The sequence below is a fragment of the Flavobacterium sp. B183 genome (assembly GCF_023539155.1).
In the GTDB taxonomy this organism is placed as follows: Bacteria; Bacteroidota; Bacteroidia; order Flavobacteriales; family Flavobacteriaceae; genus Flavobacterium; species Flavobacterium tructae.
Genome location: NZ_CP097434.1, coordinates 2,181,633 through 2,194,951, shown reverse-complemented (window position 1 = coordinate 2,194,951; position 13,319 = coordinate 2,181,633). Strand labels below are relative to the sequence as shown.

At 36.0% G+C, this 13,319-nt stretch carries 10 protein-coding genes and 1 tRNA gene; 8 read left to right on the top strand and 3 right to left on the bottom strand.

The window, feature by feature from the left end:
* Positions 1-107: 107 nt before the first annotated feature.
* Both M4I44_RS09690 and M4I44_RS09685 read left to right on the top strand, forming a co-directional pair.
* Positions 108-608 carry a GNAT family N-acetyltransferase gene (locus M4I44_RS09690; protein WP_249967162.1) on the top strand — a complete coding sequence of 167 codons (501 nt, stop codon included), beginning with the start codon at positions 108-110 and terminating at the stop codon, positions 606-608.
* A 169-nt stretch (positions 609-777) separates the two neighbouring features.
* Positions 778-2,082, top strand: coding sequence for a M20/M25/M40 family metallo-hydrolase (locus tag M4I44_RS09685; RefSeq protein WP_249967161.1), 1,305 nt, complete (start codon positions 778-780; stop codon positions 2,080-2,082).
* Between the two features lie 176 nt (positions 2,083-2,258).
* On the opposite strand, the gene M4I44_RS09680 is transcribed toward M4I44_RS09685, so the two are convergent.
* Positions 2,259-3,419, bottom strand: a complete 1,161-nt coding sequence (locus tag M4I44_RS09680) for a histidine decarboxylase (protein ID WP_249967160.1) — start codon at positions 3,417-3,419, stop codon at positions 2,259-2,261.
* Positions 3,420-3,572: 153 nt separating this feature from the next.
* Between M4I44_RS09680 and M4I44_RS09675 the strand changes: the two genes are divergently transcribed.
* From M4I44_RS09675 to M4I44_RS09660, 4 genes are all read left to right on the top strand, one after another.
* Positions 3,573-4,025, top strand: a complete 453-nt coding sequence (locus M4I44_RS09675; RefSeq protein ID WP_017497876.1) for an Lrp/AsnC family transcriptional regulator — start codon at positions 3,573-3,575, stop codon at positions 4,023-4,025.
* Positions 4,026-4,434: 409 nt separating this feature from the next.
* Positions 4,435-4,506 (top strand) — tRNA-Glu (locus M4I44_RS09670).
* 353 nt (positions 4,507-4,859) lie between these two features.
* A complete protein-coding gene (locus tag M4I44_RS09665) occupies positions 4,860-5,309 on the top strand; it encodes a hypothetical protein (protein ID WP_249967159.1) in 450 nt (149 codons plus the stop codon).
* Positions 5,310-5,471: 162 nt separating this feature from the next.
* Positions 5,472-7,028 (top strand): S41 family peptidase, encoded by a 1,557-nt coding sequence (locus M4I44_RS09660; RefSeq protein WP_249967158.1) that lies wholly within the window; start codon positions 5,472-5,474, stop codon positions 7,026-7,028.
* A gap of 328 nt (positions 7,029-7,356) precedes the next feature.
* Here the strand turns inward: M4I44_RS09660 and M4I44_RS09655 are convergent, their stop codons facing one another.
* On the bottom strand, positions 7,357-9,351 hold the full coding sequence (locus tag M4I44_RS09655) for a hypothetical protein (RefSeq protein ID WP_249967157.1): 1,995 nt from the start codon (positions 9,349-9,351) through the stop codon (positions 7,357-7,359).
* A gap of 41 nt (positions 9,352-9,392) precedes the next feature.
* Positions 9,393-11,111, bottom strand: coding sequence for an alpha-keto acid decarboxylase family protein (locus tag M4I44_RS09650; protein ID WP_249967156.1), 1,719 nt, complete (start codon positions 11,109-11,111; stop codon positions 9,393-9,395).
* A gap of 747 nt (positions 11,112-11,858) precedes the next feature.
* On the opposite strand from M4I44_RS09650, the gene M4I44_RS09645 reads away from it, so the two are divergent.
* Positions 11,859-12,461, top strand: coding sequence for a DUF4255 domain-containing protein (locus M4I44_RS09645; protein ID WP_026110130.1), 603 nt, complete (start codon positions 11,859-11,861; stop codon positions 12,459-12,461).
* The gene (locus M4I44_RS09640) at positions 12,458-13,300 is read left to right on the top strand and encodes a hypothetical protein (protein ID WP_249967155.1); all 843 of its coding nucleotides are present in this window, start codon (positions 12,458-12,460) and stop codon (positions 13,298-13,300) included. Before M4I44_RS09645 ends, M4I44_RS09640 begins: the two co-directional genes overlap by 4 nt.
* Positions 13,301-13,319: the final 19 nt, after the last annotated feature.

The window sequence follows — 13,319 nt, the reverse complement described above, 5'->3', positions numbered from 1 at the left end:
CGAGAAGTTTTCTCTCTTTATTTTCTGTAAATTTGACTGTATGTACAAAACAAGTCTGCTAATACTTTTAGCAAACAACTTCCTAAATTAATTCTCATACTATACCAATGTCTACTCTTTATCAAAGCCCAAGAATTATTATTCGTGAATTTTTACCTCAAGAGCAACAAACATTTTTAAATCTTTTTAAAGATAATCAAGTTACACAATACCTTCCTGACACTTCACCAGAAAGATATGTAGAAATGTTTACTGAATTGCTTGAAAATTATAAAAAGAAAAATCTTAGTCGATGGGCCATATTTGACACTACAAATAATAATTTCATAGGAATGTGTGTTGCTCGTATTTTTATACACAACATAAACCAAATAGAAATTGGATATGTACTCAGTAGAGAATATTGGGGAAAAGGCATTGCTACAGAAGTATGCAAAGCAATAACACAATATAGTTTTGCAAATACAAATACAACAGAAGTTGTAGCCGTAACAGATCTCCATAACACCGGATCACAAAATGTACTGCAAAAAGCCGGATTCGAACGATTAAACAACCTGATAAGAAATGAAGAAGAGCTGGCTTATTTTAAAATAGGACGATTATAATCTTGCGGGTGCGAAGTCAGAGACATTCGCACAGCGTCGCAGATGAACACTTCGCATAACGGGTAATGTTGTCAGTTTTTTTTAAATTAAAAACTTTTACCAGCGCTAAGTTTTGCAAATAAATAACATACTTTTGAATTAACTAAAACCTTATTTATAAAACTAAAATATGAGAAAAATTATTGTAAGTATGTTTGTTCTAAGTCAATGTTTTAATGTACATGGACAATCGATAGATAAAATTATTACGAACAAAGAAGTAAGTCGCATAGAGAAAATACTTTCGGCTGATGATATGCAGGGTAGAAGAACTTTTACTCCCGGTATCGAAAAAGCATCCGCTTTTATAGAATCAGAGTTTAAGAAAATTGGTTTGCAAACTTTCAATTCAGCACCAAATTACAGACAAGAATTTTCGATGACTGCCTCTAAAGCCGTTTCTTCAAAAATTACTATTGATGGTAAGGAAATAAGTAATAATCAGGTTGTAACTTTCTCCTACCTTCCTCAGGTTTCTTTAACGGAAAAAAGCGATGTTTCTATTGTAAAAATCAATAAAGGAGACAACTTTGGCGAGAAATTTAATGAATATTATAAAAGTTCAAAAAATCTTTTGGTCTTAGTTGACTCTTCATTTGATAAGATTTTACCAAATATTCAACATATTGATCGAATAACTGCTAATCCGGGAAACAATACTATTCTGTTTGTTTTTGGTACCACAGACGCAACTACTTTTTCTGTTGAACAAACGAATACAATCTCCAAAAAAGCATTGAATAATATTGTTGGAATATTACCCGGAAAAACGAAACCAAATGAATATGTGATTTTTTCGGGGCATTATGATCACATAGGAGTAGGCTCTCCTGAAGAAGGTGCCCCACATCCTGCAACAGATTCTATTTATAATGGTGCTAATGATGATGCCGCCGGAACAACAGCAGTAATTATGCTTGCGAAATATTTTAAAAAACAAAACAACAACGAGCGTACTATTATTTTTACCACATTTACAGCGGAAGAATTAGGTGGTTATGGAGCCAAATATTTTTCTAAACAGCTTGCGCCGGAACAAGTGATTGCGATGTTCAATATTGAAATGATAGGAACAGAATCTAAATGGGGTAAAAACTCTGCTTACATTACAGGCTTCGAAAAGTCGAACATGGGACAGATTTTACAAACTAATTTAACTGGAACAAGCTTTAATTTTTATGCAGACCCTTATCCGGACCAACAATTATTTTACCGCTCAGACAACGCTACTTTAGCCAGACTTGGGGTTCCTGCTCATACCATTTCTACTTCAAAAATGGATAATGAGCCTACGTATCACACTGCCGATGATGAATTTGAAACGTTAGATATTGATAACATGACTCAAATCATAAAATCAATTGCACTAAGTTCTTCTTCGATTATTAGTGGAAAAGATACGCCAACAAGAGTCAATACTACGCAATTAAAATAACATTACACAGGTTCGGGGCTTCGGAGGCGAACTAATAAAAAAAAGCTTCAGAGAAATCTGAAGCTTTTTTTTATTAAACTAATTTGATTTTGCTTGTGGGTTCGAAGTCAGGAGACATTTACGCTTTTTTCATAAGCTCTTTTACAGAACAGAACTAACAATACTATTCTAAAACACTACCAACTGAATTCCATCATTTCTTCCGGGGTTTCAATGCAATTTTCTACGTCGTTGATAAACAGATCGATTTGTTCTTTGGTCACATTTGGCATGCAGATAATATGAGAGATATCGCCCTCCGTGGCTAGTTGCCATTTTGATTTCACTTCTTCGGTTATTTTTGGAAAAACTACGGTGATCGAATTTGGATTTCTCCAGGCCGCAATTCCCATGTCTTTCAGTCTCTGCTCACAGTATTCCGCTACTTCCAGGCTGTGTAAATAACGCTTTTTTAAACCTTCAATCCCTAATTTTTTCAGGGTAAACCATAAAAACAACGGAGAATGTCCATTTCTGGATCCTGTAATTGTGGTGTCTAAGGAACCAATATAGGATATCCCTTTCGAGATTCGATCTCTATTCGAACGCTTCGTGATAATAACTCCGGTTGGAATTGGTGAACCTATGAATTTGTGTCCACTGATGGAAATACTGTCCGCGCCATCCATAAAATCAAAAGGAAGTCGTGGCTCCATAAAAGCACCATAACTTCCAGATAAGGCAGCATCACAATGGATGTAGCTATCTTGTATCGCTAATGCTTTTAGAATACTCTTAATTTTTGATACGTCATCTTTGGCTTCTTTCATAGTGGTACCAAAAGTAGTCAGTACAATAGCCGGTTTATGACGATTCAGTTTTAACGTGTTTTCAAAATCTTCATAATCGATTTCACCATTTTCCTGCGAACGAATAACGATACTCGGAATGTTGAGCAAATGAATGTTTTTACGCACACTGTAATGGGTCGATTCCGAATAATACACCATTGCTTTTGGATATAATTCTCGTGCGAGATACAGCCCGTATAAATTACTTTCAGAACCGCCGTTGGTAACGTAACCCCAATAATCTTTTGGATTCGCGCGGAATAATTTGGCAAAAAAGCCAACCACTTCTCTTTCCAGTTCGTGTGTTTGCACTTTGTAGGTACAATCTTCAAAAGGATCACCAAGATTATTGATCGGATATTTTAAAAAATGACTTATTTCCGAATAATCAAAATCTTTGGATACAGGATAGCCTAAGAAATTATCTCTGGCATTTTCGATGTATTGATTCAAATCGAATAAGCGTTGATTGTCTTCTATGGATAGCGATTCTGAAATAGGTTTCATAACTTTTATTTTTTCTGTAAATGTAGTTTTTATGGTTTAATATCCTTTATTAACATCAAAACTCAAAATATAATTCTAAATTTGGGTCATATTAAAGTTTTTTAATATTGAAATTTATATTTCTTTTTTCTGAAACCATATAATTATTCTGAGATGGATGCCATAGACAAAAAAATATTGATGCTTTTACAGCAAGATGCAAAGCAAAATACCAAAGAAATTGCCGAAAAAATAGGTTTATCGGTCTCTCCCACTTTTGAGAGAATCAAGAAACTGGAGCAAAAGCAGTACATCAAGAATTATGTTGCTTTGCTGGATGCCGAAAAAATTGGGAAATCAATCAGTGTGTATTGTCAGGTTACTTTGGCGGTGCACTCACGGGAATTGATAGATGACTTTAAACAGCATATTCTGGTATTACCCGAAATAACAGGCTGTTTTCACGTGTCCGGAAATTATGATTTTCTGCTGAAAGTGGCTGTCAACGATATGAACGAATACCAAAAGTTTGTGATTGATAAATTATCGGTTATCAAAGGAATTTCAAATGTGCAAAGTTCTTTTGTGATGGAGGAAATAAAAAATGATTTCGCCTATAATTTATAAAATCGGAATTCTATACCAATAACCATATTATTTAAGGGAAGAGAAGCTCATTGAGCGCCGAAAATTTATACCATTTTTCAAGAAACTCTACGAAGACTTGAAAAAAGAGGGATAAAAATCGAAAACAAACCGAGTGAATTTTCTTTCAAACAAAGCAATCCTAAAAATAATTTTCATTTTTTTTGAGCGCTCTTTTTTCAAGAAAAGAAAAGAAAAATCTTATTTGTTATTCCCTACATTAAAAACAATCAATTATGAATCAAATAAATACAACAACACTAACTTTAATTCGTTTGTGATGGGCTATTTCTAGAGGTATTATTACCAAAAGATGCCCTCAAAAAAAAATCAAAAAAACTATTGTGTATTCTAAAAACAGTTGTATTTTTGCACCCGCAACAACAAAGCAGGTCCGTTCGTCTATCGGTTAGGACGCCAGGTTTTCATCCTGGTAAGGGGGGTTCGATTCCCCCACGGACTACTAAAAAAAGCTTCAGAGAAATCTGAAGCTTTTTTTGTTTGTAACTGTTTTAAAGAAATAAAACAATACACTGAAATGTGCAGGTCCTAGAAGCAAATTTGAATAGTTATTCTCTAATTTAAATTACGACCGGCACCTTTACCCCCCTCAACATTGTGTCTTTCACAAAAGCAAAAAGTCTGTAAATAACTATTGCAAAGATAATTATTACCGTCCAAAACAAACGCATCCGCAAAGTTTGAGAAAAACATCTGATTTGAAAGGAATTTCTGTGATATATTACTATATTCGAAAAATAAAAATTAAAGATTTTTTTTAAGACTGACATCGGCAAAATCATCCAATTTTACATTATGAAAATTAAAACCTTAAATGTTACCTTTATGGTAATCGCATATTTAATTTCTATCCCACTTCAGGCATTTTTCTGGGCAATTATAGGAGTTAAAGCACACTATCTTATCCTCTTATTTTCTCATTTTATTTTCTTCATTTTTTTAATATACTTATTCACCGGTACATTAATTATTGATTGCAACGGCGACAAAGACACGCTTACATTAGAATGGGATAAAAAACCAATCTATACTAAAATTGAAAATCAGGTCATCTTTTTATCCGAGATTAAAAGTTGGAAGTTTTTTAATGGTCGTGGAGCCGACAGGTTAAAACTATACTTTAACAACGATGAGTCCTTAAAAATAGATTTTAACAATTTGACGGACTTTGGACAAAACTCTAAAAAAGTAGACCAAGTACTCTTTTTTCTAAGTCGTAAAAACAACAAACAACAACTGTCTTAAAAACAACGATTTAATTGCAAAATAGTGTTTTGAGTAATGTCCTCGTAATACTAGCATCATAACATCATAAACCGTTAATCGTTTAAAAGTAACAGAAGCACTCATTACAACTCTATTAATACCCTGTAATTCTGCTTTTATCACCCCATAACCAACCAATTTATGAATAACAAAACCCTATCATCGATCTTTACGTTCTTATCCCTGATTCTTTTTTCTGCTACAATTCAGGCGCAAAACCTTCAAAAAACCATGAAGGATAGTTTGGCGCTTTACAACAAAATGCTTTCGAAAAAAGAGCTACAGGAGGATCTTAAAATACTCCGTACAATAAATGATAAAGCGAATTCGGGTTTGTACCAATATCATTCGAAAAAACAAGTAGACAGTATTTACAACAGTGCTTTTAAGAGCATTCAAAAACCGATGAGGGTTATCGACTTTTACAAAATAATGCTTCGCCTTTCGGATTATGAAGGAAGTTTACACAATTACACCATCCCTGATCTCGATCTAATCAATTTTCTGAACAGACAAAAGTCTTTTTTCCCTTTTCCTCTAGTGTATATTAACGGACAAATTATTTTTGACGGCCAATCATCGGATATTCCTCCCGGATCAAGAATAAAAAGTATAAACGGAATAAATGATGCACAATTAATGCGCTCTTTCTACAAATATTATACAACAGATGGTCATCATCTTGTCCAAAAATTATCGGCCAGTGTCAATAAATCGTTTGGATTAAACTACCTGCTCGAATATGGTCTTTGTGATGAATTTATTGTAGAATACAGCGCACCAAAATCGGAGGCTCTTAAAAAAACAGTGCTTCGTGCCGTAACGCTAAAGGAAAGAACAGCTAACCTTAAAAACAGGTTTAGTGCTCCGGTTACTGATTTACTGGATTATAAAAAACAGTCTCCGTATAGCTTTCGTATGATTAACCCTGCTACAGGTTTATTGAATCTAAGATTTTTTGGTATGGCCTATGGATCAGACGATCCTAAGTTTAAACCGTATGTTCGATTTTTAGATAGCATTTTTACCCAACTGGACAAAAACAAGGTTGCTAATCTGATCATTGATGTTCGAAATAATCCGGGAGGAAGTGATCCTAACTTCGAACAGCCTGTAATGTACCTTACCGACAAACCCTTCAAGGAAAATGAAAAGGCTGTCATCCTATTCGACCCTAATGTTTTACCTCTCGAAAAATATTTTTGGGGTACCTCAACTTCAGAACGAATGGATAGTACTGCTCTAAAAGCGGGAAAAAAATACCTGAAATCATTGTATCCGGTATTCCAAAACAACATCAGTATTCAGGATCAGAAATACAATCCGGTTTATCATCCTAAATCGCCGCTCTTTAAAGGCAAGCTTTATCTTTTGATTAATGAAAATGTGGCATCAGCTGCTTCCCATTTTGCTTCTCTGGTAAAAGCGTATGTGGATAATGTTACCATAGTAGGCTTGGAAACCGTTGGAGGTTACTACGTTCATAATGGACATTCTCCATTGGTTTACGAACTTCCTAACTCAAAAGTAAAAACACAATTTTCAATTGTAAATGTCGTACAGGATGCTCCAAAAAAAGCGAACCAGCCGGAAGGTCACGGTATTATGCCGGACTATGAAGTATGGCCTACTTTAGACGACTTTTTTCAGCAAAAGGACACACAAATGGAATTTGTTCTTAAGCTTATTGCTAAATAGAAGCGTGATATCGTACGCGAATGAGACGGATTCGTCAAGGCGAAAACGCGGATTAATACGGATTTTTTTTATTTTTAGTAGATAAGCATATCGTTTTTTCAATAGCAATACTCACTGTTAAAACTGCTGATTTATTCAAATAAGCAAACAGGCAATTATGTTGGAGTTTATCTCTATTCCAACGTAATTGCCTGTTTTGTTGTTTCCTTTAACTTTTTGGATGCAATTAACTCTAAAACATAGTTTTATGTATCCTTCCGGCTACTATTTCTGTGTACTTTGCATAAACCTTTGCGATCTTTGCGGTTAAAAAACAGTCCAAAATCTACTATTCCGGACTGATAAACGGATAGTATTTTTCGTCTATAATAGGTTCAATTCCAAAGAAATCATTCAGAACCGATTCGGCAGTACAGAAGGCGCCTTCTACCCAGGCCTGATCGTTTGAATAGGTTTCTCCAACGATAAAAATATCGCAGTCTGCTTTTGGAACGAGTTGTGAAGGTTTTCTAATTTTTCGTTGTACATCACCTAAATTATAGTGCGATTTATAGGCATGATATCCTGCATTAAAAGGAGGCAATGACCAGTCCATATATCTCGTTTCTAAAGGTTCAGGTACGGCCGAATAATCAGTTTGTGGTCCAAAATGTAATGCAGCCAGTTGCGAGCGAAGCATTTTGACCATTACCGGAGTGGCTACACGTGGTCCTTCGAGCGTCTGGCAATCTCTGGACTCCGGAATTTCACGTGTTCCATGAGGACCAAGTTCTAAAGCTTTCCAAAACGTGGTGTATTGAATGTCGTCATAACTGGCCAAAATACCATACACTTTTTCTCCTTTTTGATTGAGAGCGTTATCCCCAAAGTAGACCACTTGTCGGATTGGCATATCGGTAATACTTGGACCAATGGTATCTAATTCGGCTATAGCTGAGATTTGCTTTTCTTCTTTAAAAGTCAGACGTTCCTGAATCGCATTTTCTACCGCAGCAATAAAACTGGCCTTATCGTTAAACGATGTCGCGATAATAACCGGATTTTTTGCTGATTCTATTGCTTTCAGATAATTAGAAGGAAATTTTTCTTTTTTCAGTTTAGCAATTCCTTCCTGCGTTAAAAAGTAACTGGTTAGTTTGGCAGGATAAGTTGGACTTCCGGCTTCAGTTGTTCTCCACCATGGTGTAGTGAAAAACATCCCAATTTTATAAGAAGGTTCCATAATTACAGATTCCAGATAGAGCTGTACTTCTTCGTGGTTTAATATGTCCTGACCTTCATCATCTGTATAACGTGTTGCCTGAGCTACCAGTTCAATGGATGCGCGAGGCATGGCCAAAAATGCAGCATCACATATTTTACTTTCGTCAAGTTTATCCGGAGTTGCGCGTTTTGCGGTAGTAAAACGAATCCCTGCTTTAGTATGCAAAATCGAACGCAATCGGGTATTCGGAAAATAATTCAGCGTAATTCCTTTTTGTTTGGCTAGTTTTTCAACTTCATCGAATAAGGCAACAAATAAGCTGGAATATCCTTTTACCAGCGTTTTATATTCTGTTCCCGGCGTAAACTCATCATTAACATTAAACGACTGGGCACTATGACTGTTTACTACATTGGAACTATAGCCATTACCATCTGCCAGATAGCCAAATCCTTCTTGTCCAAGTCTGTCATAGGCAAGATTCCAATACCCAATATCTTTTAGTAAATCTCCTTTTTGAAAGATCGAACTTTCCGGCATATCAATATTGATTTTTCCTTCTTCATAAAACTTACACCATTCTCTACGGGTAACAGGACCTGATGTTGCTGTGATTGCTACAGATTGTATGGTGGTAAATCCATCATCCGGCGGAGCATCTTCACCATAATTATTAGTAAAATAAGGAGCCGGCTGATTCGAATTAACATCGGAGACATACATGTTCTTGGTACGCAAAGACATTAAAGGATCCGCAGATTCGTTAAATTCAACTGAATCTTTCTTTAAATCCAGTTTTTCTATCGTTTTTGTGACTACACGATGTCCTGCTCCTTGTGGAGTGCCGTCCCAATATGAATATCGCATACCGCCCAATTCCAGATACGAATTGTCTTTGTTGTCTTTATAATGCCACGTACAAACGCGTGCTCCCGCTTCTCTGGTTCCCGGATTTTTTTTAGAAAAATCATATTTTCCCCAGTCGTAGAGTTCTAATACATCGCCTTTAACCAGCATTTTTTCATTTTTGTCGCGTTTGGATTTTCCATCCAGTAATCTCCACGCTGTATAGAGTCCGGCTGCACCGGCTCCAAAAATAGAGTATGTTTTCTTGCTCATGATTTTATGATTTTAATTTTTTTTGCTTTTTAGTAGTTGTTTTATTCATTCCCAAGCCTTTCCATCTGCTGTGCCAGGTCTTTTTGAGGGATTACAATTTCTACCAGAGTAGGCAGATCTGTTTTTTCCTTTAGTTTAAGAAGTACTTCGTCTAATTCTTTAACGGTTTCAGCACGGTAGCTCTTTGCTCCAAATGCTTTGGCAAGTGCCTGATAATCCCATTTTGGAAGAATATCAAATTCATCAAACTTATGAGACGGACCTGCTTTAAAGGAGTCCATGTCTACATATACCTGTTCGATGGCATATACCCCATTGCTCATCACGAAGATTACAGAGTTGATGTTGTATTTTACCAGGGTCGAAAGCGCTTGTGCTACCATCATAAAACCACCGTCACCTGCGATAGTCCAGGCTTGTTTACCACTTCCTAACTGAGCTCCGGAAGCAGCACCGGTTTCAAAACCGATACACTGCCAGGCAGCGGAAGAAATAAAGGCATTCTTAGATAATCCGTACATATTGGTGGCTACGTACATAGACGAACTCACACCAAAAGTGAACACGATATCGTTCAGCATTTTTTGTTTTTCCAGAAAATAAGTGGCTCTCTCAAAAAAGCGGTTAAAGGTTATTATTTCGGGAAATTTATCATATTTCGGATCGGAATTGGATCGCCATGGTTCGGGAAATTTTGGCTGAGCCGGAGCTACTGCTTTTAAAGGATATCCTGAAGCTTTTTTGAAACGTTCGGTTAAGGCTTCGATGAAATCTTTTAAGGTTACATTTTCATAAGTAAAATAACCTACCCGCATTTCCTGCGTGGTTGCCTGAATCATCGCTGAAAATTTATTCTCTACCAGCCATAAATAGTCATCGGTAATAATCGTTCCTAAAGACAAAATGCAGTCTGAAGCTTCCACTATTTTAATCACTTCGGGTATCGAAGCCTGATCAGAATAAGTTCCTATAAACTTATCTCCTTTCTCATCGAGAACGGTTTTTCCGAGTGACGTTGTAGTGTACAGCATTCCACTTACTTTAATAAGCTCTTCTAACTGCTTTGATAAATTGTGTCGTAAGAGCTCTACTCCTGCGAAAATCAACGGTTTTTTTGACTGACTGATTTGTGTCCAGGCTTGCGAAACTGCATTCTCCAATTCCGCTGCTTCGCTTTTTATGATCTGAGGTTCTAATTTTTTATTGGATGGTTTAGGACAAGGTTCGCCCCATACCTCTTTGTAACAGGCTATATAAACCGGACGTTGATGTGTAAGTGCCGCAATAATTAAGTTATCGATTTTTTCAGGGGCATCGACAGAACTGCTCAGCGTTTCGGCCGCAACGGTTACTCTTTCAAAAATTTCCTGATCTGCATTGAGATTGCCTGTAGAATGGTGATAAAGTACATTGTACATATTTCCAATTTGCCTTGCGTCTGCTCCCGGTGTAGCACTAATTACAACCACAGGACTGCGTTCTACATAAGCACCGGCAATGGCATTCAATGCGCTGTAAGTACTTACCCCATATTGCAAAGATACCGCTCCTAAACCTCGGGTACGGGCATAGGCGTCTGCTGCATACGAAGCATCCAATTCATTTGATGTTCCAATGGTTTTAATGCCGTTAAAGTCTTCGAGAGCTTGTGTAAAATGTTTTACATAATCGCCCGGGATCTGAAAGACTTCGGTAACATTTAATTGTTTGAGTCGGGTGAGCAGATAATCTGCAACTGTAAATTCTTTTGTAGGTTTCATTGTTTGGCGGTTCTAAATTAGGAGTATTGTTTGTTTTTGGGCAGCAGATCTCTCCAGCAGGTATTCTTTTAAAGTGATCTCCTGATTTGTATTTCATTATAAAATTACCAGTCTGCCAAAGCACAAATTAAAAAAAAGGCATGAGTGCCGAATTTTTATCCATGAGAAACCCAAATAACAGCATGAGGTCAGTTTTCACATTTAGAACAAAGATTGGTCTCTTTATCATCGTCCTTTTCTTTTTTTAAGGCTAAAAAGGACTCCACAATTGACCAACAAAAACATACTGATCTGTATAACAATTAAATAGGCCTAAAAAAACAACCATTTTACGCTTTTCCGTATTAGAATTTTGATGTTATGCAGAAATTCTGACGTTATTTTTTTCTAAAAATATAAATCAAAAACACCAATTAACACTTAAGTAACTGAAAATTAATAATTTACAAACTAAAAGATTATTTAAAAAAGGGTATTTTTACGCTGTCCTGATATCCCTAAGTTTTTCTAATTTAGATATTCTATAAGCCCCAGTTTTTATTATAAATCCAAATTTAAGCCTCGAAATACTTCTTTTTATTTTTGAATCTGCGCCTTAGAGCTACTTCTTTTTAGCCTATTTACATCGTATTGCTACAAGCGGAATATCACAAAAACAAGCCTAAAATACACCCACTGCTTTAAAAAAGGCAGAGATTTGAATTGCCTTTTCTTAAAGAATATCAGAATATTAAAACTTTTCACCAGATGATTTTTGAAGTTATTCAGATAATTACAGAACAAGTCAACAACTACCTCGATGAAATTGGGTTAGAAAAAACGGTTGTGCCTGAAAACATTGCTTTTCTGGAGTCGCAAAATGAAACGGTATCCGGAAATCTGGAAGATAAGGTGGCACTTACCCTTATCAATCTGGATGAAGAGGCGACTTTGAAAAATTTTCCCAATCACATTGTTCAGGGCAATAAAACGATCTATAAAAACAGTGTCATCAACTTAAATCTGTACCTGCTCTTTAGCGCCAACAGAACCATATACATCAACTCTTTAAATGATATTTCGAAAATCATTACTTTTTTTCAGGGGAAAAAACTTTTTACGCAATCTGATACTATTTACAACCGAAATAATGTGGCCATGGCCAATATCGACAACTTCAGATTTACCATTGAGCTTTACACCCCCACTTTTGAAGAATTAAACTATATCTGGGGAACTCTGGGCGGCAAACAGCTTCCATCGGCTTTGTACAAGGTGAGCATGATACAAATTGAACGCAATATTGCTCAAAGCGAAGGACCACTTATCAGCAGAATTAAGGGTATAACGAAAACCAGAAAACAATCATGAGTTACAGTATCACATACGGATTGTTATTGGAGGTAACTATTTTGCATAATTATTTCCTGAATAATGGCGAAGAAACCTTTGCAAGTATGTCGAATGACGATAAAGAAAAGATGCTGCAAAAGTTCAATACTGCTGTTTTCACCACGATCACACCAACTCTGGAGACCCATACAATACTCCAAAACTATAAAATGGTGTTCAAAGAAAGTAAAACAGGTTTCAAGATTTACATTAAAGTCAAAGAAGCTGACGAAACAGATCCGTTTATCAAAGTTCCTGCCGATTTGAACCTGAACTTTCTAATCACTATCCATGACTATCAATTTGAAAATTATACCAATTTAGAATTTACTCCTAACCGAGTCCTTCTGTTCAGTAATGTGAAACCTCCTAAAGAACCGGTTACCTTCAAATACCTGCCTAAAATTAATGACAACAAGTTAATATCAAGTGCGTATTTAGTATCTGAAGAAACTACAGCTGATCTAATTTCAACACTACATTCATCAGAAACACAAGACCTGTTTGGGATTATTTCACTGACGATGCAAGGCGATAATAGTTCTGAAAACAGTATAGACGATGATGGCAAAATAAACAGTCCAAACTTCAAAATTCATTTTGACAATCGAAAAACGCTTTGGAAATACATCAACCGCAAAGCTGCCACCGAAATTGAAACCAATACAACAAAACCCTTAACACGTTCCGGCTTTGTTGAGATTGACCCGCTAACCGATTTTGACGTACCACAGCCGGTGAGCAGCAGCTATCCTAATCCCTCTGTAAAATCAATAACAAAAGACAATGGTGATTACTATTCTGAAATATTTATTTAATAATTAAAAACAATTAATC

Coding starts and splice junctions, on each gene's coding strand:
- M4I44_RS09675 (WP_017497876.1), top strand. CDS start 3,573: ATGGATGCCATAGACAAAAAAATATTGATGCTTTTACAGCAAGATGCA.
- M4I44_RS09650 (WP_249967156.1), bottom strand. CDS start 11,111: ATGAAACCTACAAAAGAATTTACAGTTGCAGATTATCTGCTCACCCGA.
- M4I44_RS09645 (WP_026110130.1), top strand. CDS start 11,859: ATGATTTTTGAAGTTATTCAGATAATTACAGAACAAGTCAACAACTAC.
- M4I44_RS09690 (WP_249967162.1), top strand. CDS start 108: ATGTCTACTCTTTATCAAAGCCCAAGAATTATTATTCGTGAATTTTTA.
- M4I44_RS09660 (WP_249967158.1), top strand. CDS start 5,472: ATGAATAACAAAACCCTATCATCGATCTTTACGTTCTTATCCCTGATT.
- M4I44_RS09640 (WP_249967155.1), top strand. CDS start 12,458: ATGAGTTACAGTATCACATACGGATTGTTATTGGAGGTAACTATTTTG.
- M4I44_RS09680 (WP_249967160.1), bottom strand. CDS start 3,419: ATGAAACCTATTTCAGAATCGCTATCCATAGAAGACAATCAACGCTTA.
- M4I44_RS09685 (WP_249967161.1), top strand. CDS start 778: ATGAGAAAAATTATTGTAAGTATGTTTGTTCTAAGTCAATGTTTTAAT.
- M4I44_RS09665 (WP_249967159.1), top strand. CDS start 4,860: ATGAAAATTAAAACCTTAAATGTTACCTTTATGGTAATCGCATATTTA.
- M4I44_RS09655 (WP_249967157.1), bottom strand. CDS start 9,351: ATGAGCAAGAAAACATACTCTATTTTTGGAGCCGGTGCAGCCGGACTC.